This is a genomic window from Brasilonema angustatum (genome assembly GCF_059505445.1).
In genome coordinates this window covers 24,983-50,818 of sequence record NZ_JCACKO010000013.1, presented here as the reverse complement: position 1 = coordinate 50,818, position 25,836 = coordinate 24,983, and the positions used below count along the sequence as shown (strand labels likewise).

Annotated in this window: 22 protein-coding genes; 7 read left to right on the top strand and 15 right to left on the bottom strand. The window is 42.5% G+C overall.

Annotated elements, in window-relative coordinates; all coding sequences use genetic code 11:
- Nucleotides 1-36: 36 nt before the first annotated feature.
- The 4 genes from AC5JM2_RS03395 to AC5JM2_RS03380 all read right to left on the bottom strand — a co-directional run bounded on the left by AC5JM2_RS03395 (nt 37) and on the right by AC5JM2_RS03380 (nt 3,666).
- Nucleotides 37-1,020 carry an alpha-ketoacid dehydrogenase subunit beta gene (locus AC5JM2_RS03395; protein WP_495833504.1) on the bottom strand — a complete coding sequence of 328 codons (984 nt, stop codon included), beginning with the start codon at nt 1,018-1,020 and terminating at the stop codon, nt 37-39.
- Nucleotides 1,021-1,278: 258 nt separating this feature from the next.
- Nucleotides 1,279-1,623, bottom strand: a complete 345-nt coding sequence (locus AC5JM2_RS03390) for a helix-turn-helix domain-containing protein (RefSeq protein ID WP_495833503.1) — start codon at nt 1,621-1,623, stop codon at nt 1,279-1,281.
- 365 nt (nt 1,624-1,988) lie between these two features.
- Nucleotides 1,989-2,969: a porphobilinogen synthase gene (hemB, locus tag AC5JM2_RS03385; RefSeq protein WP_495833502.1), complete on the bottom strand. Its 981-nt coding sequence runs from the start codon at nt 2,967-2,969 to the stop codon at nt 1,989-1,991.
- Nucleotides 2,970-3,324: 355 nt separating this feature from the next.
- Nucleotides 3,325-3,666, bottom strand: coding sequence for a DUF4870 domain-containing protein (locus tag AC5JM2_RS03380; protein ID WP_495833501.1), 342 nt, complete (start codon nt 3,664-3,666; stop codon nt 3,325-3,327).
- A 135-nt stretch (nt 3,667-3,801) separates the two neighbouring features.
- On the opposite strand from AC5JM2_RS03380, the gene prfC reads away from it, so the two are divergent.
- Nucleotides 3,802-5,433: a peptide chain release factor 3 gene (gene prfC / locus AC5JM2_RS03375; protein WP_495833500.1), complete on the top strand. Its 1,632-nt coding sequence runs from the start codon at nt 3,802-3,804 to the stop codon at nt 5,431-5,433.
- 167 nt (nt 5,434-5,600) lie between these two features.
- Here the strand turns inward: prfC and AC5JM2_RS03370 are convergent, their stop codons facing one another.
- Nucleotides 5,601-7,220, bottom strand: coding sequence for a GMC oxidoreductase (locus AC5JM2_RS03370; protein WP_495833499.1), 1,620 nt, complete (start codon nt 7,218-7,220; stop codon nt 5,601-5,603).
- A 1,458-nt stretch (nt 7,221-8,678) separates the two neighbouring features.
- Between AC5JM2_RS03370 and AC5JM2_RS03365 the strand changes: the two genes are divergently transcribed.
- The 3 genes from AC5JM2_RS03365 to AC5JM2_RS03355 all read left to right on the top strand — a co-directional run bounded on the left by AC5JM2_RS03365 (nt 8,679) and on the right by AC5JM2_RS03355 (nt 13,488).
- A complete protein-coding gene (locus AC5JM2_RS03365) occupies nt 8,679-9,584 on the top strand; it encodes an acyl-CoA desaturase (protein ID WP_495833498.1) in 906 nt (301 codons plus the stop codon).
- An 807-nt stretch (nt 9,585-10,391) separates the two neighbouring features.
- Nucleotides 10,392-11,525 (top strand): SAM-dependent methyltransferase, encoded by a 1,134-nt coding sequence (locus AC5JM2_RS03360; protein ID WP_495833497.1) that lies wholly within the window; start codon nt 10,392-10,394, stop codon nt 11,523-11,525.
- Nucleotides 11,526-11,895: 370 nt separating this feature from the next.
- Nucleotides 11,896-13,488 carry a B12-binding domain-containing radical SAM protein gene (locus tag AC5JM2_RS03355; RefSeq protein ID WP_495833496.1) on the top strand — a complete coding sequence of 531 codons (1,593 nt, stop codon included), beginning with the start codon at nt 11,896-11,898 and terminating at the stop codon, nt 13,486-13,488.
- Here AC5JM2_RS03355 and ureC read toward each other — a convergent pair.
- The 6 genes from ureC to AC5JM2_RS03325 form a co-directional block, all read right to left on the bottom strand.
- Entirely contained in the window at nt 13,485-15,218 is a 1,734-nt protein-coding gene (gene ureC / locus AC5JM2_RS03350) for an urease subunit alpha (RefSeq protein WP_495833495.1), read from the bottom strand. The two genes, AC5JM2_RS03355 and ureC, sit on opposite strands and share 4 nt — an antisense overlap.
- A gap of 302 nt (nt 15,219-15,520) precedes the next feature.
- Complete coding sequence (locus tag AC5JM2_RS03345; protein ID WP_495833494.1) at nt 15,521-16,249, bottom strand: urease accessory protein UreF; 729 nt, start codon at nt 16,247-16,249, stop codon at nt 15,521-15,523.
- Nucleotides 16,246-16,794 carry an urease accessory protein UreE gene (locus AC5JM2_RS03340; RefSeq protein ID WP_495833493.1) on the bottom strand — a complete coding sequence of 183 codons (549 nt, stop codon included), beginning with the start codon at nt 16,792-16,794 and terminating at the stop codon, nt 16,246-16,248. Before AC5JM2_RS03340 ends, AC5JM2_RS03345 begins: the two co-directional genes overlap by 4 nt.
- Entirely contained in the window at nt 16,791-17,669 is an 879-nt protein-coding gene (locus AC5JM2_RS03335; RefSeq protein ID WP_495833492.1) for an urease accessory protein UreD, read from the bottom strand. The genes AC5JM2_RS03340 and AC5JM2_RS03335 overlap by 4 nt, the downstream gene beginning before the upstream one ends.
- The gene (ureG, locus tag AC5JM2_RS03330) at nt 17,666-18,343 is read right to left on the bottom strand and encodes an urease accessory protein UreG (RefSeq protein WP_495833491.1); all 678 of its coding nucleotides are present in this window, start codon (nt 18,341-18,343) and stop codon (nt 17,666-17,668) included. Before ureG ends, AC5JM2_RS03335 begins: the two co-directional genes overlap by 4 nt.
- 70 nt (nt 18,344-18,413) lie before the next feature.
- Entirely contained in the window at nt 18,414-19,991 is a 1,578-nt protein-coding gene (locus tag AC5JM2_RS03325) for a nuclease/transposase family protein (RefSeq protein ID WP_495833490.1), read from the bottom strand.
- 343 nt (nt 19,992-20,334) lie between these two features.
- Between AC5JM2_RS03325 and AC5JM2_RS03320 the strand changes: the two genes are divergently transcribed.
- Nucleotides 20,335-21,348, top strand: coding sequence for a WD40/YVTN/BNR-like repeat-containing protein (locus AC5JM2_RS03320; protein ID WP_495833489.1), 1,014 nt, complete (start codon nt 20,335-20,337; stop codon nt 21,346-21,348).
- A gap of 50 nt (nt 21,349-21,398) precedes the next feature.
- Here AC5JM2_RS03320 and AC5JM2_RS03315 read toward each other — a convergent pair whose 3' ends face one another.
- From AC5JM2_RS03315 to AC5JM2_RS03305, 3 genes are all read right to left on the bottom strand, one after another.
- Nucleotides 21,399-21,740, bottom strand: coding sequence for an urease subunit beta (locus tag AC5JM2_RS03315; protein WP_495833524.1), 342 nt, complete (start codon nt 21,738-21,740; stop codon nt 21,399-21,401).
- A 447-nt stretch (nt 21,741-22,187) separates the two neighbouring features.
- A complete protein-coding gene (gene ureA / locus AC5JM2_RS03310) occupies nt 22,188-22,493 on the bottom strand; it encodes an urease subunit gamma (protein WP_495833488.1) in 306 nt (101 codons plus the stop codon).
- A 671-nt stretch (nt 22,494-23,164) separates the two neighbouring features.
- Entirely contained in the window at nt 23,165-23,392 is a 228-nt protein-coding gene (locus tag AC5JM2_RS03305) for a hypothetical protein (protein WP_495833526.1), read from the bottom strand.
- On the opposite strand from AC5JM2_RS03305, the gene AC5JM2_RS03300 reads away from it, so the two are divergent.
- Both AC5JM2_RS03300 and AC5JM2_RS03295 read left to right on the top strand, forming a co-directional pair.
- Entirely contained in the window at nt 23,292-23,981 is a 690-nt protein-coding gene (locus tag AC5JM2_RS03300; protein ID WP_495833487.1) for a group II intron maturase-specific domain-containing protein, read from the top strand. The two genes, AC5JM2_RS03305 and AC5JM2_RS03300, sit on opposite strands and share 101 nt — an antisense overlap.
- A gap of 829 nt (nt 23,982-24,810) precedes the next feature.
- Nucleotides 24,811-25,314: an RNA recognition motif domain-containing protein gene (locus tag AC5JM2_RS03295; protein ID WP_495833486.1), complete on the top strand. Its 504-nt coding sequence runs from the start codon at nt 24,811-24,813 to the stop codon at nt 25,312-25,314.
- Nucleotides 25,315-25,385: 71 nt separating this feature from the next.
- Here the strand turns inward: AC5JM2_RS03295 and AC5JM2_RS03290 are convergent, their stop codons facing one another.
- The gene (locus tag AC5JM2_RS03290; protein WP_495833485.1) at nt 25,386-25,778 is read right to left on the bottom strand and encodes a hypothetical protein; all 393 of its coding nucleotides are present in this window, start codon (nt 25,776-25,778) and stop codon (nt 25,386-25,388) included.
- Nucleotides 25,779-25,836 lie beyond the last annotated feature (58 nt).

Genomic DNA, 25,836 nt, shown 5'->3' with positions numbered 1-25,836 from the left:
AACTACTCACTCCTAACCACTCCCCAATTCCACCTCCTAAACGCGCAAAGCTACCATTTTTTCCACAGCCTCAACAATTTGTTCTGGTTGAACGATAGTTAATCTTTCTAAAGTTCCATTGTAAGGTGTGGGAATATCTTGGGAAGAAAGTCGCAATACAGGTGCATCCAATTCATCAAACAAGCGTTCATTAATAGAGGCAGTTAATTCCGCTCCAATGCCCCCTGTTCTCATGCACTCTTCCACAATAATTACTCGATGAGTTTTTCTTACAGATGCACCAATAGTATCAAAATCTAGCGGTTTGAGTGATATCAGGTCAATGACTTCTGGATCATAACCTTCTTTTTCCAATGTTTTGACAGCTTGCATTACATGATGTCGCATGCGTGAGTAAGTCAGGATTGTGACATCAATGCCCGAACGTACAACTTCTGCTTTATCCAAAGGCAGCAGATATTCTTTTTCTGGCAAATCTTCTTTTAAGTTGTAAAGCAGAACGTGTTCAAAGAACAACACTGGGTTATCATCACGAATAGCTGATTTGAGCAATCCTTTGGCGTTGTAAGCTGTAGAGCAGGCAACAATCTTTAACCCTGGTACAGCTTGGAAGTATGCTTCTAGACGCTGGGAATGTTCTGCACCAAGCTGCTTGCCCACACCTCCAGGACCACGAATAACCATTGGAATTTTAAAGTTACCGCCAGAAGTATAACGCAGCATTCCGGCGTTATTAGATATTTGGTTGAAGGCAAGAAGCAAGAAACCCATGTTCATACCTTCAACAATTGGTCGCAACCCAGTCATTGCTGCCCCAACTGCTAAACCCATAAAGCTGTTTTCGGCGATCGGGGTGTCTAGAAGCCGGAGATCGCCATATTTTTTGTACAAGTCTTTGGTCACTTTGTAGGAACCACCATAGTGTCCTACGTCTTCACCAAGAACAAATACAGTTGCGTCATGGGCCATTTCTTCATCAATGGCTTCCCGTAAAGCGTTGAAGAACAGTGTTTCTGCCATTAGACTTTTATATTGCGACTATTGTTTTAGAATCTTAACGCGCATCTGCTCCCTAAGATGGTGAGCGATGCTGCAAAGTATGCCGCTACGCACGCGAACGCACGAGTTGCTTGTCTTGCGTTTAAAATTATAGGCGATGTGACAGCAAGTACTTGAACAGTTAGCAGTTACCAGTTACCACTGACCAGTGTTTGTTCCCTGTTCCCTGTTCCCTGTTCCCTCTTTCCTGTTGCCTGTTGCCTGTTCCCTCTTCCCTGATTAATATCCAACTTCATTTAAGTGGAAACTCGGGGAATCATTAACTTGATTAACCTGGGTTACCTGATTCACCGGAGGAGACGAATTAACTGAACTTTCAGGAAATCTTCTGGGTCTTCCTGGTTTACGCTTATGTCGTTGATTGATGGATTTTTCGCTAGCAGCAGCCAGTTCTTCTGGTGTGCATTTAAACAGCCGCAATGCATCTAAATATTTTTTGGGTGTCATGGTTGGTTCTGTACGCCCTGCTTCCCAGTTGCGCACACTCGTTTCACTTATTGCAAGCCTGAAGGCAACTTCTGCGCGGCTAAGTCCCGCACGCTCTCTCAGGACTTGCATATCCATAGCCAATGCTCCCTTTAAAAAACTATAGTACTTATTTATTAAATCAATTGACGTAAAAAAGCCAACTGAGGATTATTTGTTAACTATATTATTTTATAATCTATTAGTTACGTATTTGGCAAACGGGCGATCGCCCTCACCCCCGCCAAAAGTTGCTAGTTGACAACGTTTGCCCTACTAATAGTGTAAATTTATCTGTCGTCGAAAAAGTATTGGCATTCAAATTTATCTTCCAGTTAAAGGATAATCTCACACCCAGCCACAAAGACACCTAGATTTGCTCTTTGCCCTAGCGGTTTGATGTGAGATTATCAAGCAAAGTTATTAAAACTTCACGTTGTAGCACTTGAGGCAAAACTCACCGCCTATCGCAACCACCGCGCTGCATCTTTGGCATGGTAAGTTAAAATCAAGTCTGCTCCAGCGCGTTTAAAGCCGATCAGAGTTTCCATCACCACACGCTGTTCATCAATCCAGCCGTTTAAAGCTGCAGCTTTCACCATAGAATACTCACCAGAGACGTTATAAGCGGCAACAGGCAGGTTGCAAGCTTCCTTAACACGGCAGATAACATCCATGTATGCCAAAGCTGGCTTCACCATGAGCATATCCGCACCTTCGGCGATATCTAGCCCAATTTCTTTTAGAGCTTCACGAGAGTTACCGGGGTCCATTTGGTATGTGCGGCGATCGCCAAACTGTGGGGCAGAATCTGCTGCATCTCGAAATGGGCCATAGTAAGCTGAAGCATATTTCGCAGCATACGACAAAATCGGGGTATCATGAAATCCCGCTTCATCCAAAGCGCTACGAATTGCCTGTACAAAGCCATCCATCATTCCAGAAGGAGCAATGATGTCTGCCCCAGCCTTAGCTTGGGAAACTGCTGTTTTTCCAAGTAAATCCAGCGTTGGATCATTCAAAACTCGTCCGGTTAAATCACCCACTTGTAGATAACCGCAGTGTCCATGACTGGTGTACTCGCACAGACAAGTATCAGCAATCACAATCAAGTCTGGTACTGCTTCTTTGACAGCAGTCGCTGCTTTTTGAACAATACCGCAATCATGCCATGCGCCAGTGGCATCAACATCTTTATCTGCAGGAATACCAAACAAAATAATGGCAGGAATTCCTAAGTCATAAACTTCCTTTGCCTCTTCCACTATTTTGTCTATCGAAAGTTGGTAGACTCCAGGCATCGATCTGACTTCATTCGCGATTCCTTCACCTGGTACAGCAAACAGAGGGTAAATTAAATCATTAGTGGTTAAAACAGTTTCGCGTACCATGCGGCGTAGTTGTGGATGGGTACGCAGACGACGAGGGCGATGGGTAGGAAACATAAATTTTTGTGAACTGAGTAATACAAAATGGACACAAAACAAAGCGTCACAAATCATAGGACACAAACGCTTTGTAGTCAGAGATTGTGCAAAAAGCGCTTAATTGTCACGCAATTTGCAAAAAGTCGGGGCAAACCCCCGGTAGCTCCTCTGCCCTACTGTTTGTAACGCTGTGGGGTAATTTTGTATTTTACAGCTATATCGTCAAACAAAAATCTTAAAAATTACCTCTATTTCTCCTTTTGGACGTAATTAAAATTTAATGGTGATGTGCGCGTAATTAGTCCAATATGAAAAGCTCACTAGTCGCGCGAGTTTTTTGATGAATGACTAACGAGTGGCTGATGACAAATAACTAAAAAACCCGGAAAATGTAGGGATAGCGGAAGGGTAGATCTGGATCGGTAAGAACATGGTAAACCGCCCAAATTGTGAGTCCCCAATGGACTAGAAACCATAGACCTGCTAGTGGTAACAGCAAACCGAAGGTGATCCACATCAATCCTGTCACAATAGCTCCATAAAGCCATACATTAAAGTGGAAGTTAATGGATTCTTTAGCATTTTCCCTGACAACTGGATCTTCAGACACAAAGAGTATAGCGATGGGTAGACCTACAGACACAAAGGTAGCGCTCAAGAAAATTGCACCATGACTCAGTGCTGATAAAATCTTTCGCTTATCTGGATCGTACACTGTTTTTTTCTCCTTCAGTTTGACTTGGTTATTATATAACGACCACTACATAGGCGTTGTTGTCTTAAGATTAAAAGACTTACTAAAGTTGAAAAAAGTTAAGTTAAGTTAAGTTACAAGTAATCAAATAGCATTATGTCTACTGAACTTGAGTCAGAACTACACAAAGCAGTTGATAGCCGTCGCAACTTTGCAATTATTTCTCACCCAGATGCTGGGAAAACGACACTGACAGAAAAGCTATTATTGTACGGAGGAGCCATTCATGAAGCTGGCGCAGTTAAGGCTAGACGGGCACAGCGTAAAGCAACCTCTGACTGGATGGCAATGGAACAGCAAAGAGGTATTTCGATTACCTCTACAGTATTGCAGTTTGAATATCAGGACTGTCAGATAAATTTATTGGATACGCCTGGACACCAGGATTTTAGTGAAGATACCTATCGTACCTTGGCAGCGGCAGATAATGCTGTGATGCTTATTGACGTGGCAAAAGGTTTAGAACCCCAGACACGGAAGTTGTTTGAAGTGTGTAAGCTGCGCGGTATACCCATCTTCACGTTTGTGAATAAGCTGGATCGTCCAGGAAGGGAACCTTTGGAATTGTTGGACGAAATTGAGCAGGAATTGGGCCTGATAACTTATGCTGTTAATTGGCCCATTGGCATGGGCGATCGCTTCAAAGGTGTGTACGATCGCAAAGAACAACAAATACACCTGTTTGAAAGAAGCGCCCACGGAAGTCGCGAAGCTGTCGATACAGTCGTTGACTTAGGCGATGCCAGAATAGAAGAACTTTTAGAACAAGATTTGTACTACCAACTCAAAAACGATATAGAACTTTTAGAAGGAGTGGGACCCGAATTAGATTTGGAATTGGTTCATCAAGGCAAAATGACGCCCGTTTTCTTTGGTAGTGCCATGACCAACTTCGGGGTTGAGTTATTCTTGAAAGACTTTCTTAATTATGCCCTCAAACCTGGTCCTCATAGCAGCAGTGTTGGCGAAGTTACACCTATATACCCAGAGTTTTCTGGGTTTGTCTTCAAACTTCAGGCAAACATGGATCCGAAACATCGCGATCGCGTCGCCTTTATCCGTGTTTGTACAGGCAAGTTTGAAAAAGATATGACAGTCAGTCACGCCCGCACTGGCAAAACGATTCGCTTATCCCGTCCACAGAAATTATTTGCTCAAGAACGGGAATCTATAGATGTTGCTTACGCTGGTGATGTGATTGGTTTGAATAATCCTGGTGTGTTTGCGATAGGTGATACCATTTATACTGGGCAAAAGTTGGAGTATGAGGGTATTCCTTATTTCTCGCCTGAGTTATTTGCAGTCTTGCGTAACCCAAACCCTTCTAAATTCAAGCAGTTTCAAAAAGGTGTTTCAGAATTGCGCGAAGAAGGGGCTGTACAAATTATGTACTCAGTGGATGAAGCCAAACGCGACCCAATTTTGGCTGCAGTCGGTCAGTTGCAATTTGAAGTGGTACAGTTTCGGTTGCAAAATGAGTATGGAGTGGAAACTCTGCTAGAGTTGTTGCCTTACAGTGTCGCGCGTTGGGTTGAGGGCGGCTGGGAAGCCTTGAATAAAATCGGACGTGTCTTTAATACAACAACAGTAAAAGACAGCATGGGGCGTCCAGTGTTATTATTCCGCAATGAATGGAATTGTAACCAATTACAGGAAGACCATCCAGAATTGAAATTGAGTACTATTGCTCCCGTTGTTTCCGGACAACCGACAAATTCAAATAGTTAGTCGTTAGTGATTAACAAACGACTAACCAGACTCCCGTGTGAACCGTTGCTCAACACGGGAGTCTGGTTAATACGGTTCGTTTAAGACTGAAGTTTAGACCCTACATTTTGCACTTAAGCGAACAAATGGATGGTATTTTTGATTCATGCATTACGCAACACCATTTTTTATGAGGCTCTAAAGTAGTTGTATTTTAAATGATCTGCTAAACGCAATGCTAACGCAACAATCATTAACGTAGAATTAGCAGTACCTGAAGTAGGAAATGTAGAGCTTCCCGCAACAAACAGACCATTTACTTCATGAACCTGAGAATTTAAATTCACAACACCTTCCTTCGGGTTAGCTGACATCCGCGTTGTCCCCGTGTGGTGGGCTTTATCCTCAAAGTTTTCCTGCCAATTTTCTTCCTTGTTTAACCAACTAGAAAGATGCGGTGCAGGAAAGCCAATTCTTTGAAATTCTTGCGTAATTAATTGACTCATTCTTTGAGCAGTTTGTCGTTCCAACGAATTTACTTTCCAATTTACCTTGGCTAGTGGCATATTCAATCTATCTTTTTGGTTGCTAGAAAGAGTAATACGACTTTCTGGATCAGGTAACTGCTCTAGCATACAGTGAAGTTCAATACGTTCAACTTTGATGAGTGGAGGACGGCGCTTGACGTAACGGCGGTGAAAGCCTGAGCTTATCTCCCTAAAACTAGACAAGATCGTGAATATATCTTGAGTTGATTGCTTGATCAACTCTCGTTTTCGGAGAGTACTTTTAAGTCGCCTCATTGCTGACCAAGAATCGTTTGGTAGTGGATTGTATTCTTCTAGATAAGCATCACATCTCAATAGGTTTTCTTGCTCCTGAATTTTTGGACTTAGTGATAATCCATGTAGATAAACATGAGTCTGTTGTTTATTTTTTATCAAATAATGTCCAAATCTATTTCGTACACTGTAGGCAGAGTGATGAGCAAAAGAACCAATGACACACAAACTATGATCCATTAAAAATCTACCAACCACATCATTTTGATTCCCTATTCCATTAGGAATGGTTCGGTTGGAGGCTAAAAGTAGTCGCGCATTTTCAATCCCGCCACAGGATAGCACTAAAGCTTTTGCTTTCACAAACGCACGCTTACCCTCTAAGGTTCTCACTTCAACTGATTCAAAGCAAGTCCCCAATTCATTTGTATTAATATGGGTTACATTGGCATGCAAAAGAACTTCAATATTTGGACTATTATCAATGAAAAAATCGCGTCCAAACCTTATTGGTTCTCCTCGTTCCTTAAGACTCTTACTGAATTGCCAGAATGTCGTGTCTAAAAATTTTGAGTCTATATTAGGTGTAGCAGGCAAAACTTTAAACAACTCCCAAAGTCGATTGTCATAACAATTTGGTCCAAGTCCCAAATTTTTTCCTGCTCGTTCTAAGAATGGTTCTAATTCCTCGTATTTAAGATCCCATCCTGAGTAGGGGATCCAAGATCGTTTTTGAAAATCAGTGGGATTAAAAGGGGCGCATCTACCTGTCCATGTATGTGAGGTTCCACCATAAAGCCGATTACGAGTATTGTCTTTTCGTGAAACTCCTACATTTTCGATTTTACACAAGGCTTCCGTATCACCCTCTTTCTCAAAGCCACCGCTTTCTAAAATCCACACTTGAATCTTCGTCCCAGCAAACTCTTTTGCAATAGATAGACCAGCCGGTCCGCTACCAACTATACATAAATCTGTTTCAATTAACAAATCATCCTCAAACTGACTCAGATCAGAAAATCTCATATTAATTTCTTGCTTACCTTGGTTTACAAAATAGAAAAAGTCAATGATCTGTAATGTCTATCAGCCAAGTTCTAAAAGGATGTTTGAAAAGTCATTAAGGGAAAAAAGTCATGCCAATCGCCTCACCACAATACGCATCATGGCAATGTAGACAAATATTTCTACTGTTTAGCGGTAATAGGTTGTAGTCTTTGTTCAAACTCTGACACAGATTGAGCAAGCTTTTGGTACCCTCCACTACCCACTGTTTGGGTAATAAGACAAAAGGCTTGAACCATTGCAGTCACAGCACCACCTATACAATCCAGTGACAAGATTTATCACCCATTGCATAAACGGATTGCTATCATAAACCGCCATCTACCCAAAAAATGGTTACAACCGAGGCAGTTTTGCCATCTGTTTAACCTCTAAAGTACCTGTTTGGCTCCCTCTAGCTTCGTTCAAACTGCTCTGTCTTCGTTGAGAGTTTTTTTGACTCTGTAGCCGACTTTTCTAACATCCTCTAAGTGCGCGAAATATTATCGAACGCACTCCATGATGAACCTAAATTGAAATTCATGAACAAAGAGAGCGTTGATACAGAAAACATACCAACTACTAGGATTACAAAAGATTTATTCAGCTTTATTGTCAACTCCTTAACTAAATATTTTCGGCAGAAAATACCAAAAAGAATATAATCAAAAGATTTTTTTTATAATTATTTTATTCGGTAAATATTTAATGAAAAAGTTGTACGGCCACTGTTTTTTTTAGACATATCATGAATTTTCTGGCAAATCAATAGTTTGTATAAGATACTTACTTATCCCACTTATCTTACTTATCCTCTTTTTCAGTCAAATATACTTTATTTAAAAAATAATTTTTGCTTGTTTTTTATTAATTATGTAAATGAGCGTTATTGATTTGTGAAAAGACATTTTAAAGCTTTCACTTTTAGTGTTTTATAGTACTTTTTTTGGAATTGCTATAGGGTATTGCCGTGGTTACTTCTTCAAGTTAGCTTCGTTCAAATACTTTGCAAATAAAAGTTACATAATTTGCTATTTTCATTGATTAATTTGCCAAAAAATGCTACAATATGGCGGAAGTAAACCAACCATTATTTTGACTCAAATTTCTTGTATACAGACTACAAAAAAATGGTAAGCGTATTTACGCCGCGCGGTACAAGTCAACTAGGCAGAATTTGGATATTGTATTCCTAGAGCGCCAGTCCACTAATATATGTTGACAAAAAAAATGATGTGATCCGGTCAAAACGCCTATTTGTAGTTAAATTTTTCGGTCTGGTTAAGAGCGATAAGCCCGCTTGCTTGACGCAAAGCGTATCGCATTAAAACTGAGCGCCTAAATATTGGATTTCAACACACTTGCATATTCTGCATTTCACGTCAATTACTTCTACTGGACTGGCTCTGTGGCTTGCAGTTTAAGGAAACTAAACGCTTAATGAAGCCGTATTCTCAACTCACTGTTATTTCTTACATCATCGGTCCTACGTTGATCGTCGTGAGTCATGTTGGTGCACTACTCGTGATTTTCACTGGCTTATCCTGGGGGGCGATCACTTGGACATTGTTACTGTATGTCATCCGAATGTTTGCCACTACTAGCATTTACCACAGGTTGCTGACACACAAAAGCTATCAAGCTCCAGCGCTAGTGCTATGGATTGGTAGCATTGTCGCTGCTGCTGGTGGACAAATGGGACCGAGTTGGTGGAAAGCTCACCATACAAAGCATCATCAATTTTCCGACCAGGATCACGACCCGCATTCGCCGTATCGACCGTTTAAAGGGATCAAAGGCTTCTGGTGGTCTCAAGCTGGATGGCTGTTCTCTTCAGAGTTTTTACCTGCAAAGTTGCCTGCTGATGTTGAAAATGATGTGGTTTTGAGGATGGTTGATCGATTGCACTTCATTCCCATGATTGCGCTCGGTGCAATCTCGTACCTTATGGGTGGAGTAGACTATCTTACTGCTTTTTTCCTCAGCACAACCCTCCTCTTTCACGGAGTCGCAACGGTTAACTCACTGACCCACACCGCTGGTGATCAACCGTTTAGCACCAACGATTACAGTCGAAACAACTGGCTCGTCGCAGTTCTGACTTTGGGTGAAGGCTGGCATAATCTGCATCATGCATTTCAATCATCAGCCCGACACGGTATAACCTTGCGAGTAGGTCAAGTTGTTTATTTGCCAGATCCAACATTTTGGTTGATCAAACTGCTTGAATTTCTTAATCTAGCATCAAAGATTAGAGTGCCGTCTGAAACAGAACTTATTGCTCGCGCTAAAGACCGGAACCATCAACACTTAGCACTTGGAACTGAAGTGGAGATATCGATCTAAATCTTGCTTGCACAGGACTTACGCAAAAATAACGCACTTCTGTCATTGCGACCGTCCCTTGCGCGTGCCGTTAGGCATAGGGAAGCAATCGCAAAGCCTTATTTTTCGTCGCGAGTGCGTAAGTCCTATTGCAGTTACGTAATCCTTCAAGGTGTCTATAATCAAGGTGTCTATAATCTCTCGAAAGATGAAACTAGGACTTACGCACTGTACAAAAAGACTGGATTATGCATAACGCGCGCGAACGCGTGGAAATATTGTTTGTATTTGCGGATCTATTGTACTACAGCGGCAAAATGCTTGACTCTATCTACAATCCACGTTCATCTTCTTACGTCTTGCATAAAAAAATTAATGTTATTTTAAAACTCAGTACTAATCTTGAATCCTATGTTTTCCTCAGAAAAACCAAGAAAAACGATGTAACTTTCTTGCGCTATTTTTGACTAAGCCTAGGGTTATACGGATAGGTGCAAGATATGAATCTTCCGCAGTGTGCATAAGTTGATTTCACTTACATCTAAATAAGAAGTAGAAGGAAGGCTTATGTCCTCACAAGGTAATAACCCCGACTTTATTGAAGTGATTTATGCCGACTATGGTGATTTTCACACAATCAAAATTTTGTAAAGTCTGCCGGGGGAAGCTTCCTCCGGCGAGCTTTACGTCAATGCGTAAGTTCTAGAAACATTCTTTGAGCGCGATGCAAGTACCAGAGTCTTCCTCACCTGATGTTTTTATTCGTTGTCCCACAATGGACTGCACAAGTGATTAACTGACCAGTACTTTAAGTGGAGAGAAGCAAAAATGACATCTGCAAACACATTTAGAAATATTCAAAAGTATCTTCCCATCATGGGCGATATCAATCTCAAAACGCTGATCGCCTATAAGGCAACGCGAGGAGCAGCCAGAGTGATCAACGCAGCTCAAATGGCATTGGGAGAAGCCTACGTTAATGGATTAGAAATACCAGATTCAGTCTATCGCTCGCTAATCAATTCCTCCATGCCGCTGTTATTTCAGCATTGTCCTGGTCTGCTTGCTCCCTACGAATGGGTCTTAAACGAAACGGATCATATTGCTGAAGGCTCGCGCGAACTAATGAAGGTTCAATATGACTTACCACAAGCAATGCTGAACCAAATGTTGGGAGATTGGAAATTAATTTACCCTAAGTACAGCATGGGATTGTGGGAGCGTGGCGCTGTCGATTTAGAAGAATCTCAAAAGCACATGATCGATCAAATAATTGAGCGGCTAGAAATAAAAGATGGCGATAACATTTTGGATTTTGGCTGCGGCTGGGGTTGCGTACCTAACTACATTCTGTCTAAGTTTCCCAATGTGCGATTTACCGGATTGAATTTGAGCCATGAACAATGTGAGTACATGCGCAGTAAAATGCAAGACCCTGAGAGCTATTTGAGTTCTGGTCGGTTCACGCTTTATGAAGGCGATCTAAATGATGCTCAATTTGCAGAGAATTTCGACAAAATTCTCTCAATTGGTGTCTTTGAACATGTTGGCAATCTCACCAATGCCTTCCAAAAACTGGCATCCCTCTTAAAGAGTGGCGGTAGAGTGTTTATTCACATCATCACCGCTCGCATTCCTAACAATATGTCGTCTGGCTTCACGCATAAGTATATTTTTCCACATGGTCGCTACTGGAATTATGATGCTATTCCAAACCACAATCGAGACCTGAAAACCATCAGTCAGTGGTACATAAACGGCATGAATTATCACAAAACGCTGACAGATTGGTTACGGCGATTTGACGACCATCAAGAGAGCATCAAACACTTAGACTATGGCATGGACTATGCCAAGTTCCGTCGCATTTGGCGATTCTACTTGCTGATGCTGGGGACGATTTTTGCGACGTGCGATGGTGAATATAATGGGAATGGTCAATATCTTATGGTTCACACGTAATTGAGCGAAAAGCAGATTCTTAACCTGCGAACGGATTCAAGTTTTTGTCGAACAAAGCAGTATTCCTCAGAGGATGTTTGGGATACTAGAAGTATTTTTCAACAATGCCTCAACATTGGGGAGCCTCCAGAGCAAAAGCAGACCATGCGCTTCCCTCTGGGCAAGGGACTGCGAACTGAAGTTTAGACCAGGCAATTAAGAAATACCCAACGGCTTCGCCCCCTTCAAGTTGGCTCCACTCAGTTCGGACACATTGCAAATAATTGTTGCAGAATTTGCTTTTTTCCTTTAGTAACTAGCTAATAAATGCTAAAGCAGAGATAAGTAAATTCCGCATCAGAAACAAGTAATTAATTTGAGGACTGAGCGAATGAAAACGCTGTTACTCTACCCTTGTTTTCCCCAGTCTTTTTGGTCTTATGACCGATTTCTAAAAATAGCTGGACTTAAAGCTTTCATTCCTCCATTGGGAATTATTACAATTGCCGCATTGTTACCAAAGGATTGGGAAATTAGATTTTTTGACCGTAATGTCAACCCAGAAACAGATGATGATTGGCAGTGGTGTGACATGGTTATTCTGTCTGCAATGTTGGTTCAAAAACCTGACTTCCACGCCCTGATTCAAAAAGCTGTGCGATTGGGCAAGAAGGTGGTAGTGGGTGGTCCTTATCCAACGTCGATTCCTCAAGATTCTCTTGCTTCTGGAGCTCATTACTTGGTATTGGATGAGGGAGAGCTCACTATCCCGCAATTTCTGGAAGCACTTGCCCAAGGTAAAGACCAAGGAATCTTTCGCGCTAGTGACAAACCTGACGTTACAAAAAGCCCCATTCCCCGCTTCGACCTGTTGAAGCTAGATGCCTACTTCATGATGGCGATTCAGTTTTCTCGGGGCTGTCCCTTCAACTGCGAATTCTGTGACATTATCACTCTTTATGGTCGCAAACCGCGTACTAAGGAACCGAGTCAAACCTTAGCAGAGTTGCAAACCCTCTATGACTTAGGCTGGAGAGGACCACTTTTTATTGTCGATGACAACTTTATTGGAAACCAGCGTAATGTCAAACGGTTTCTGGTTTCATTGATTCCTTGGATGAAAGAGCGCAACTATCCCTTCACTTTCATCACTGAAGCTTCTGTCAATCTGGCAGAAGATGCGGAACTGCTGCATCTAATGGTAGAAGCTGGTTTCAACGCTGTCTTTCTCGGCATTGAAACCCCAGACCAAGATAGCCTCAAAGTCACTCAGAAGTTTCAAAATACCCGCAATTCACTGTTAGAAGCCTGTCGCCAGATTAACTCAGCCGGATTACTGATTTATGCCGGATTTATTCTCGGCTTTGATGGAGAACGCTCTGGCGCTGGCGAGAGGATTCAAACTTTTGTTGAACAAACCAGTATTCCTCAACCGATGCTTGGGATACTACAAGCGTTGCCCAATACCGCTCTCTGGAATCGCCTGAAAGCAGAGCAACGTTTATTAGAAGGTATCGGAGGCGTAGAGGTGGGAGACCAAAATACTTTGATGAACTTCAAACCTACCCGACCACTCAGCGAGATTGGTAGAGAGTATGTACAAGGTTTCTGGACGTTGTACGAACCAGCTAACTATCTCAGACGCTGCTTTCAACAATGCCTCAACATTGGGCAGCCTCCAGAGAAAAGGCAGACCATGCGCTTCCCTGCGGGCAAGGGACTGCGACTAGTAGCACAATTAATTTGGCATCAAGGTTGGCAACGCTCTGAAATCCGGGTGCAATTTTGGCAACAACTGTGGACAATCCTACGTACTAAACCTCAAGTTCTTAATATGTATCTGGGCTTGTGTGCTGCTGGGGAACATTTCTGGGAGTACCGTGTTTTAGCGAGAGAACGCATTACCCAGCAGCTAGGTTACGATCCACTGGCACTGCCCGAATCCTTGACACTGGAATCAACAAAAAGCTTAATTTCTAATTAAAACAAGAAATAACGTTGTGTCATAGGTAAAGAGCTAGCAGGTTCACAAGTTAACAACTTCCCATCTACCCTCACATCGAAAGTTTCTGGATCAACCTCTATTTGTGGGGTAGCATCGTTGAGCTTCAAATCTGCTTTTTTCAACTCACGTGTTTTGGAAACTGCGACTGTTCGAGTTTTTAAACCAAGTTTTTCGGGTATACCCTGTTTCAAGGCTTCGTTGGAAACGAAAGTTATAGAAGTTTCTGCCATTGCACCGCCAAAGCTACCAAACATCGGACGCATATGAACTGGTTCGGGGGTGGAGATACTAGCATTAGGATCGCCCATTTGTGAGTAAGCGATCATTCCTCCTTTGATCACAGTCTCTGGTTTGACGCCAAAAAATGCTGGCTTCCACAAACACAAATCTGCTAGCTTTCCTTCTTCAACGGAACCTATATGATCTGCAACGCCGTGAGCGATCGCAGGGTTAATGGTGTATTTGGCGATGTAGCGTTTTGCCCTAAAATTATCATGGGTTTGGTGAGGATGACCAGGATTCGGTAATAATCCCTTCTGTACTTTCATCTTATGGGCAGTTTGCCAGGTGCGAGTAATCACTTCCCCTACCCTTCCCATTGCTTGAGAATCGGAAGACATAATGCTGATAATCCCCATATCATGCAAAATGTCCTCAGCCGCAATCGTTTCCTTGCGAATTCTCGATTCGGCAAATTTGACATCTTCACGAATGTTTTTATCGAGGTGATGACATACCATCAACATATCAAGATGTTCATCAAAAGTATTGATGGTGTAGGGACGAGTGGGATTAGTAGAAGCGGGCAAAACATTAGCTAGACTACAGACTTTCAGAATATCAGGCGCATGACCACCACCTGCACCTTCTGTATGGAAAGTGTGAATCACACGGTTTTTAAAAGCAGCAATGGTATTTTCCACAAATCCTGCTTCATTCAGGGAGTCGGTGTGAATTGCGACTTGTACGTCGTATTCATCTGCAACCGAAAGACAAGTATCAATCGCATTTGCGGTGGTTCCCCAATCTTCATGCAGCTTTAAACCCATAACTCCCGCAGCAACTTGCTCTATCAATCCTTCAGGTTTGCTAGTATTACCTTTGCCTAAGAAACCAACATTGACAGGGAAACCATCAGCCGCTTGTAGCATGCGGTAAATATTCCAAGGACCAGGGGTACAAGTCGTCGCGAGAGTACCCGTAGCAGAACCAGTACCACCCCCAATTAAAGTAGTCGTACCAGAGGCGATCGCAGTTTCAATTTGCTGAGGACAGATAAAGTGAATGTGGGTATCAATCGCCCCAGCAGTCAGAATTTTGCCTTCTCCTGCGATCGCTTCCGTACCAGGACCAATAATAATATCTATATTGTCTTGTGTGTAGGGATTGCCTGCTTTACCAATTTTAAAAATCTTCCCGTCTTTAATGCCAACATCTGCTTTAATAATGCCTGACCAATCAAGAATCAAGGCGTTGGTGATCACCACATCTACTGCACCATCAGCATTTGAAATCGGGGATTGTCCCATACCATCCCGAATCACCTTACCACCACCGAATTTAACCTCTTCGCCGTAAACCGTACCACCATAGGTTGTGTAGTCTTGTTCCACTTCAATGAACAAATCCGTATCAGCAAGACGAATGCGATCGCCAATCGTAGGACCAAAAGTATTGGTATATTCCCGTCGGTTCATAAAATAACTCATGTTTAATATCTTTCTAGTGATGTGTAGAAACGTAATCTCTACATTACTCCTCTCTCTGTGTCCTCTGCGCCTCTGCGGTTCAAAAATAGTTATTCTTCTGGCGGTTCGGAAATAATAGCTAGTAGGTTGGGTTGAGGAACGAAACCCAACATCCACTTGGTTTTGTTGGGTTGCGTTGCGCTGAACCCTACATCAAGTTAAAAATCGTGATTTGAAAATTTGAAACAATAAACGAACCGCAAAGGACACAAAGAAATAAGAATTTTAGAGAGTTCTTGCGTAAGCCTTAATATTAAGAACAATTAACTGGCAAATAATCTCTGAGCCAGTTTTTGATGCCGCATTTGGGCAATATCTATAGTAGGAGTACAAGACCACATTTCCTCCAGACTCATTGATGCAGCAGTTTGGTAAGCTGTCTCAATTTCTGGTGCTAACTGAAGCAAAACTCGTTGTGCTTGCAAATGTCCCACAACACTCAAACGGATCGCAGCCCCCAACAACCCAGTCACGAAGCTATGCAAAAAACCCAGCACTGTATCCTGTTCACTCAAAAGAGCTGCTCTACCAACTACAGCAAAGACAACTGGATGCAAGCAATGAATTTTACCTTTGGCAGCATCTTGATTTAAAATCTCTAATTGAGAATCTTCCCAAGTCAAACTGGCAACCATGAGCAACGCCCGTCCGCTTTTGCGCTGGGTTTCGCGCGTTTTCTCGACTAGGGTTTGAGCAAATAGTCGAGCATCTGCAGCTCGTACTGCTTCTAAATCAGCGATCGAACTTCCCCGGTAAGCATGAATCAGCGCTACTGTATCTGTAACTCCTACCTTATTACGCAATAATAGCCGCAAAAAAGTTTGCAAATCTTCTGATCCACGCAGTTGATTTTCTTGGACTAAGGATTCTAACCCGTGAGATAAAGTAAAAGAGCCAGAGGGGAAGAAAGAATCAGACAACTGCATTAAGGCGAGTTGTTGGGCGATGCTCCTCTGGAGCCCCTTCGCGAACGCAGATGCAGGTAAACTCATGAGCCGTGATCGTGATGAGTGTGTGGAGAAAAGTCGAGATGTTGTTGGGGCGATGCTCCTCTGGAGCCGCTTCGCGAACGCAATTCGTAGTTAATCTGTAAGCCAGGAATCTGAAAATCCCGAACAGTTGATTCCATAACTTCCATATCTGCTGCTAGTTGAACGTAGAGTTTACCATCTTGTACGATAATAGGCCAATGGTGATTACCCAAGACATGACCCAGATGAATTAATTCAATAGCATGCTCAGTAACTGGCTTAGTAAAACTAAGTACCATGACTTTTTGCTCTTGCAGATGAATCAGCACTAGTTTACCTTCTTCCGTTTCTAAAACATCTCCTTCCCGCAATGCCCAATCTCGACTTTTCACGATTCCTACAGCCACACCAGTGGTAGTGTGAGCGTGAATTCGACCTTTGTGGCTATCAGTTTGACTAATATGAACTTCCAAGCAAAGTGCTGAAACACGAGCTTTTTCTATTCGTTCAGATAAGCTGACATTTTCTTTTGAATTGCCCAGGTAAATTTCTGCTAACTCAGTCATAAATCATTGGGTAAAGAAGGTTGATGAATCGAGCTACGCACACAGTTTAAGGCGTATTTTAAATAATTTTTGAGTTCGTGAGTTCCACTAGCCATAGCTCTAATCAACAGACCCTTGTTTCGGGGTAAGATTGAGCTTGCTACAGTCAGACCGGAGCAGTTAGCTGCTTCTAAGTCTTCTACACTTTTACTTAATAATTCCAGATTTGTTTCAGGTAAAACTATAATCACATTACCAAGGACAGGTGAAGAGGCAAAGAGGTTAGTTTTAGTAAAGGGATTTCGCTTTCCTTCTAAGCGCATCGCATCAGTAAACCATAGCTCTCCACAAGTAGAAGTCACTTGCAGGCGGCTGAAGTAGTATTGAAACTGGTAAAATTCTCCCCTTGCCAACCTTCCAGGTAGAATCATTTCACTCAAAAATAATCTTCCAGTCGGATGAATCTTAATATTTATAGTTTGCTCCAAACTTGCATCAGCAAACAAAATTAATGGTTCTGGGACAAATTCTAACGTTGCTCCTTCCCCAATTTCAATTTCATAATTGGTTGTCGCTTTTGAGCCTGCTATAGGCATCGAATGAACTTTAGTTGCAGCTTGTTCCGTAAGATAAACGCTAGTATGATCTGCTAGTTGCAAAGATATATTCAACTTATCTTGTGCCAGTAAACCTGGAGATGTGCTCATAACATAGAGATAAGCACGCTGAAAATCAGCATCATCGAGATAAAATACCGGAGATACCCTCAAAGGATAAGCTGTGTATTGATGGCTGAGAATAGTTTGACCAAAGCGATTGCCCGAAGGGCAGACGCCTAAAGGCGTAACGCACTTCAGTCTTAACTCCAAATTACAGCGCTTCTCATCTGCATTCATCTGCGTCCATCTACTTCGGCGTCCATCTGCGGTTCCTCAACTCTTTGATGTGTTGCGGAAGCACTGCGAAACAGAACTGTCTCCAAAATAAAATCGATTACCTCGTCCAATCCTTCTCCCGTCTTGCAATTAGTATATGCAATAGGTTTGCCTCGACGGTATATCGGCGCTTCTTTGCGGATTAACTCCAAATCAGCACCAACATAAGGAGCAATATCAATTTTATTCACCACCGCTAAATCAGCTTGTACAAAGCCAGGACCATTTTTACGGGGGATATCATCTCCCGCACCTACATCAATCACAAAAATATAGGAATCCACCAAATCATAGCTAAAAGTGGAGGCAAGATTATCACCACCACTTTCAATCAAGATTAAGTCTAATTCCGGAATCAGTAACTCAAAATCCTTCACCGCTAAAAGATTCATCGTTGGATCTTCCCGAATTGCTGTGTGTGGACAGCTACCCGTTTCTACTCCTATAATCCTTTGTGCTGGCAAAAACCCGCGACTTTTGAGTCGATCTGCATCTTCCGTAGTAAGTAAGTCATTGGTAACAACGGCTACTTCAATACCTTGATTCATCAATGTTGGGACTATAGACTCTATTAGAGCTGTTTTTCCGCTTCCTACTGGTCCCCCAATCCCCAGTCGAGCTGCTGACTTTAGCATGGCTAATCTATCCTGCTTGAACTCTTGGAGACTGCTATTGAACCCTCTGCGACTATCGCGGTACGCAGAATCACGCCACATCCCCATCTGACTTTTGACCCTTATTGGTTATCTGGTCAGTGGTTAGTAACTCGTTGGAAACCCACTCTAAGGGCGAATCAGACGACCTACTTTCGGACTTGCCTACTCGTTTGCGGGTTAAATGTCGTTGATGCGCCTCCAACAAGGCTGGTTCCAACCTTAGATACTCGTCTTGAGCACCTTGCAGCACCCTACGGGTTCGCAGTCGCCACAACGGGGGGAACCCCCGCAAGGCGCTGCTCACCAACTTATCCTGATTGACTGACCTACTCAAAAACGCGCTAAACAAATCACGATGATGCTCTGGAATACCCGTTACATCGCGGTGAACTCGTTGGGACAGTGATTTTTTGATGCGCGTGCCGTCTAAATGCGTTTGGCTTAACGCGGTTTTTGAAGTAGAGAACTTCGTGAACGAACCGCCAGCTTTTTCAGCTTTACGTTTCAGTTCTGATTGTACAAAACCTGGAGACTTGGCAGATATGGCTTTTCCATATATTTTCTGCCATCCTTTTACCGAGACATTCTTGGTTTTGATGTCTTTGCCATGTCTGAGAATCTCGTTAACAGCGCGGCGATTCTGGGTTTTAGCATACGCGGTTTTTCTGCGTTCTAATTCACGCTTCTTGGCAGCAGTTTTGTGGTAATTACTGGACTTATTCCACTGACTTTTACCAATCTTTACTTTACCTTTTTTAACAACGGTTTTGCGTCCCTTTCTTGCCTTGAAGTTTGGTTCAAAGTTGTCTGGGTTGTTAACACGTTGAGAACGCTGCATCTTTCTTTGTAGTGCTGCTATCTCTTTTTGAAAAGTGGGCACATTTTCCGCAAAAGGTAGCAAGTCAGCATGGCTATCACCAACAAAAGCAATGTTACTGATATTCAAGTCTAAACCAATTAAACCATCATAAACAAATTGGTGAGGTTTCTGGTAAGGCAATCCTTCATTGATTAGTTGACAATACCAATGACGTTTACCATTCAAGATACGCCACAACAAACGAACATACTTAACTGGAGATTCTAGTCCATGTCGAATGACCTGATTGGTTGGATCAATGATTGGTTTCAGCATGAGCTTCCCCCATACCAGACAATCATCTTTCCACCGAATACCTTGCTTATTGGATTTTCCCTCAATTGAACGAAATCGGCTAGGTACTTTGTACCTTACGTTTTTCGCAAAACCCAGCATAACTCGTTCACTTGCTTTGAATGCTCGCGTAGCTAATTTTTGTTGGGCAGTAGAATCAACTTTTTCAGCTATCCACTTGGCATTTTTACTGCTTATCGTTGCAAAACTATGCAAGTCATACTCAGAGTATCTGTACTGCTCTCTTGCTTTATTAAAAGCTTCGCTCCGCTCTTTCTTTTTGGTTCTAGAAATCTTTCTAGCAGCACTATATAGCTCGGAGTTGCGTACTAGTTCTAGCCGCTTCATCGCTTCATTCAAACAGGCATTATATAGCTGCCTTCCTGCTTGAAGACGAGACAGTAATTCTGCTTCCTGCTTGGTGTCTACAATTAACGGGACTTCTGTTATAGATGATGTTGTGCTCCGAGCCAATTAAATCACCTCCTCTTTTTTTTTCATTACTGTTAATATCTTATTATGAATTCGCGTCAACATTATTCTACACTAGTTGTTACATATACACTCAGTTAGTTATGTAGCCTAAATCCTTAAGTCGAATCCAGACTACAATAGCACAGGCAATATGATTTGTTTGAATAAGACCGTTACGACATCACTGTTCAAAATGATGGATACTTATCCTCATGCTTAGGACTGAGTTCAGGGTTGAACGAATTCACTACAGTAGATTAAGAAGTAAGTGCTGAAGGAGTGAGCCATTTAGTGTAACAGATGCTCATAGTGGCAGCACCGATGAGGTTTGGAGGTTCAAACAATGGATAATACTCTACAGCAAATAGTCGAGCAGGTTGAGCCGACTTCGCACAAGCAAACAGATACAGATTTTGCCAATGCCTCTGCGACGATACAGAAACCCCTAATAATAGCAGGAACATCTGATGGCTTGCTGTTTCTCGATTCCAGGCAATATGTTGAACTTGAAGGTCATTCTATCACTGCTCTTGCCTCAAGTCCGGATGGGTTGTGGGTTATAGTTGATCGCAACTCGGTATGGCATCGCAACCCAGAAGGCGAGTGGCACCAAATAACTTTAATTGATGATTTACAGCTGAACTGCATCCTTCCTTACAATGGCTCAGTTCTAGTCGGGACATCACAAGCTCATCTCATCCGCATTGCAGACGGAAGCACTCATCGCATCAATTGCTTTGAGACGGCTGAGGGACGAGATGAGTGGTATACGCCGTGGGGTGGTCCTCCAGATGTTCGTTCGATGGCTATAGGTCAATCTGGTGAACTCTACGTGAATGTGCACGTTGGAGGCATTTTGCGCTCTGATGACCAAGGTAAGTCATGGCAATCCACTATCGACGTTGATGCAGATGTCCATGAAGTACGGACAGTTCCATCTCATCCGGATCTTGTGTTGGCGGCTACAGCTAAGGGGCTGGCTGTGAGTAAAGACAGAGGGAATTCTTGGAGCTTTTCACATGAAAACCTACATGCTGCTTACGCACGAGCCATAGCTGTGTGTGAAGAAACCATTTTGATGACAGCTTCTACAGGTCCTAGTGGTCACAAAGCAGCCATCTATCGACACCCACTTGACAAGCCAGGAGCCTTCGAGAAATGTGAACGAGGGCTACCGGAGTGGTTCGATCACAATATCAACACGGCAACTCTTTCTACATCAGGGAATCTGGCTGCTTTTGGAACCAGTGACGGTCAGGTCTTTTTCTCGGACGATGCTGGGATTACGTGGAAGCAAGTTGCAGCAGATTTGGCTTCAATCTGCTGTCTGAATCTTATGGCGACTTCCAACAAATAAATTACAGCACAATAGGGGCGCTCTTGCTTGCGCCCTTACCCGTTTTACAATCATTTTTTCTGTTTCTCTAAAGACCCATTCACTAATCCATTAAAACCATAGATTTCACGGCTACCACCGAATGGGACTAACTCGACTTCTTTTTCATCTCCTGGTTCAAATCTGATTGCTGTCCCGGCTGGAATATTTAAGCGCTTACCGTAAGCTTTCTGGCGGTCAAATTGTAGACCTTTCTTGTCTTGACTGCCGTCATTAACTTCATAAAAGTGGAAATGAGAACCAACTTGAATTGGGCGATCGCCTTGATTACTGACTCGGATTTTGGTCATTTCTCGCCCAGCATTGAGTTCGATTGGTTCTGATTTAGTAACTATTATTTGTCCTGGAGTCATTGTTATTTTTTCGACTTTAATCGAGGAAGCCTCGTTGTTAAAGTTTTTTCCCTCAACTTTAACATTTTTCAGATCACCTACATTACTAGTAAAGGTTTTACTCCTACCCCTAAATTCCTCGTCTTCGTATATCGTGACTTTCATGCCTGCTGGCACTGTTAAGGAACTCAGCTTTTTGTCACCAATTCCCAAATCGCAAATCTTATACTCCCCCTCTCCCAGTTCCTTGTGATTTCCCTTGTAGTTAGGAGCTTCATAAATCACTACTTTGTTAATTGTATACATTTATAATTTCCCTTGCTGTCAACTCATAATCTAAAATTCTGCATTTTTTTTGGGAGGAGGCGCACTATAACGGCACACCACTTGTTATGGATTAAATAAACACTTTTTCCCTTACACCCTTACACTTTTACACCCTTACACCCCTGTGTTTTTTCAGAGATTTTAGTCTTGAATCGGATTATGTACTGTTACTAATTTTGTTCCGTCAGGAAAAGTTGCTTCTACTTGCACTTCATGGATCATTTCTGCTATTCCATCCATAACATCATCCTTTTTCAGCAGCTTTCCACCCTCACTCATTAATTGACTCACAGTTTTTCCTTCTCTAGCACCTTCTAAAATAGCAGCAGATATATACGCCACTGCTTCGGGGTAATTTAGCTTTAACCCCTTGTCCTTACGTCTTTCTGCTACTAGAGCCGCCGTGAAAATGAGCAGTTTATCTTTTTCTTGAGGTGATAGTTGCATAAAAGTTTTCCTTTAATGAGTCATTTAATTTATTGATAGATTCACTTCGGGGCTATCATGCTCCCGCGTTGATCAGCGTATTATTTGTAGTGATAATTTTAGCTTCAGTGTTGGGAAAAATTGTATTTGAAAAATTTTGGGCAACCGAAGTAAGCATTCTTTGTTAAATTACCTATACTTGTCTGAATTAACCAATTTTACCCCAGTGGGGGATGCGACGATAGTTGTCCCGCCGTCTCATTACTTTTTAATATATTTTTATACTAAAAACGAGGTGTAGGGGTATAGGGGAGCCACTGCCGTGCGCGGGTTAAGCGCGTTGAGGAGCCACTGCGTTGCGGGGGTTCCCCCCGTTGTAGCAAGTGGCGTGCATGTGGCGTGAGCCAGTACTGTTCGCGCAGCGTGCCACTTTGTGCCATAGTGTTTCCCGACAAAGGTATCTGGTGAGACAGCGCTGTAGAAGGCTCTCCCGACCTAGGCGACTGCGGAGCGCGTTTGCGTAGCGCCCCCTTAGGGGCTAGCGTGACCTATGCGCAGCGTGCCCGCAGAGCATAGGTCATCCCCGATAGCCGTAAGGCGTGGCGTTAGCCATAGGGCGTGTGTAAGGGTGTAGGGGAAACAGAGAATTTTCTAGCCCCTAAGTACGCGTCACCATAAAAGAGGTACGGAAATCATGCAGCAATAGGTTGGTTGGTGGAGGCATCTGTTTGAGGATGTTCAACCTGGCATTTCGCTATCACTTTAAGTACAGACTTACTGCTCCAATTAAAAGGATGTGCCACGAGGTTCCACTCAGCAATGAACGCACTCAAGCGATCGCCTAATTGCTTTTTATCAGCAAAATCTGCTATTCGTAAACGTTTACGCTGCAAAATACTAAACCATTGTTCCACTGACATGGTTATCATCGTACAACCAAAAGATAACCCACAAGAGATACTTGAAAGAATCAGAGAGTTCTTAGCCACCAGAGGCATGAGAATTAGCGAACAGAAGACCAGAATCACGGCAGCGACAGATGGTTTCGACTTTCTAGGCTGGCACTTTAAAGTGCAAAGTAACAGAAAATTTAGAACTTACCCCTCAGAGGACAACTACCAAAAATTCCGCCAGAAGGTAAAGAACATCGTCAGACGCTCAGACATTGGTTCTAGCGAAAAAGCCGAAAAGCTCGCACCGCTAGTTAGAGGGTGGCGAAATTATCACCGATTTTGTCAGATGAAAGTAACCGAAAACCGGATTTACTACATGCAAAAGAGAACATTTAATGTGTTCAACGGTGAGAAAAACAACACCAAAATATCTAGTAAAATACTACTGGATAAGGCATTCCCTAAAGTCTCATACAGTGAAAATAGTCACATCATTGTACAAGGTGAGAAGTCACCTTACGACAATGTGGTACATCCCCAATACGGTTCGGATAAGATCCCCCCGCCTGCGGCGATCCTCTTAAAAAGCAGCGCGAGGAACAACACCTTGGATTGACGTCCACACTCTGCAAACTCATAGCGGTACAACCATCTACAGTCTTCATCCCATTTGGTCTACCGTTTTAGCCGTTGTAACGAAGGCTTGGGGAGCATACATTTTTAGGACTTACGCACGCGCTACTAAAAACAGTGGGTTGCGATTGCTTCCCAGAGGTCGCAATGACTATGGTTACGTTGTTCGTGCGTAAGTCCTGATTTTTTTAAAAGGTTAGTGATTTGACTTTTTACTCTACACTTCATAACTTCGCACGGCGATTTGTAAACACAAGTGGCACAATTCTCAATCAAATGTTACTATTCTTTATATTAACAGCAACAGCCGATATAGCTTGGCTTCCAAGTTTGCTTATCTGTGCGGCGACTTGGGATATATAGTTTTTTTCTCCCCAACACAGCAGTTAATCAGCCAGTAACTGGCTGGTTTTTGTTTATTATGATATAAAACTGTGGAAAAACTGTATTTGATGCTACTATGCAATTATGGTATTGCCAGAAATGTCTAATATGAACTGGCTGCGTGTAAAATAGCGTGATAATCTAGGGAAGAGTGTTTAATTGTTTGGAAAAATAAAGTGTAGAAGAACTTTCGAGTTATAAGCAGTACGCAAGAAAATTCAAAATTCCTAGAATAAAGGTGTTGTTAGAATTGTACGCTTTTGTATTAAGCAAGCTTTATCCTGGTAAAAAACTGTATTGTATAGGTTAACAGTTCGGAGAGAAAAATTGGTTTGTGGCAGAATTGGTCAACAGTATCTATAGAAAGCCAGAGCCAAGCTACTGTTTTTTGCCTGGTCGTTTTCACTCAACTTGTGGAGGTTTAGTTCATGTCCATTCGCCTATACATAGGTAATTTGCCCAAAGAAGAAATAGATCGTCAAGAACTGCAAGCAGTTTTTGCAGCAGAAGGCGATGCTGTTACTACTAAACTGATTAAAGACCGAAAAACCGGCAAGTGTCGTGGTTTTGGTTTTCTTACAGTCAATAATGACGAACAAGCAGACCAAATTATTGAAAAGTACAACGGTCAGTTGTTCAAAGACACTGCGATCAAACTCGAAAAAGCATTACCTCGTACCAAAGGAGAGGAAAATAACGAGGAGCAACCAACTAAAGTTATTAGTCATCCTACAACTAGTAACTCTAGTCCAACTCCAGCAAAAGAAAACAACCGTAGAGAGAAAAGCTCGAAGAAGTCTCGTCGTGGTGGCGGTGTTCGGGAAAACACACCAACAGCCGCCACTAGCGACGACGCGATTCGTCCAGATCCCAGGTGGGCTAATGAGTTGGAAAAACTCAAGCAAATGCTTGCTGCACAAACGACGACTTAAACTTAAACCAGGAAAGATTAAAAATTAAAAGTCAAGCTTGTTTGATTTTTAATTTTTAATCTAGATATCCCTTAAGTATTAATGGGAAGCTGTAACCATACTTGTAAGTGCGATCGCAATTCTTGGGAAAAATCTGATCGCTGGCTATACCTTTGTGTGCGAATAGGCTTACGTTCTTGATCTAGCGTCCATCCATAGTCGCTACTCAGACGCAGCTTGTCTTGCCAATCTGAAATGGAAACGACAAGTCCAGAAGCAGGGCTATTGTCTACACCTTGTACACGGAATACATAGTTGAAAGTATTTTGTTTACCAGGAGCGACAGTAGAGGGTTGTCCACATTCTACCAACAGTCGCGATCGCACTTGTTCGACAAGACCAGGTTTTACCAATTCTTCCAAAGTCCGAACCGCCAAAGTTAGGACAAAGTAAAATTCTTCCACAGGAACAAATTCTAATTGCATACAGTATCTTTCAGAGTGTGCCGGAGATTGAAGTCTCGAATCATTTTGTCAGATTGCT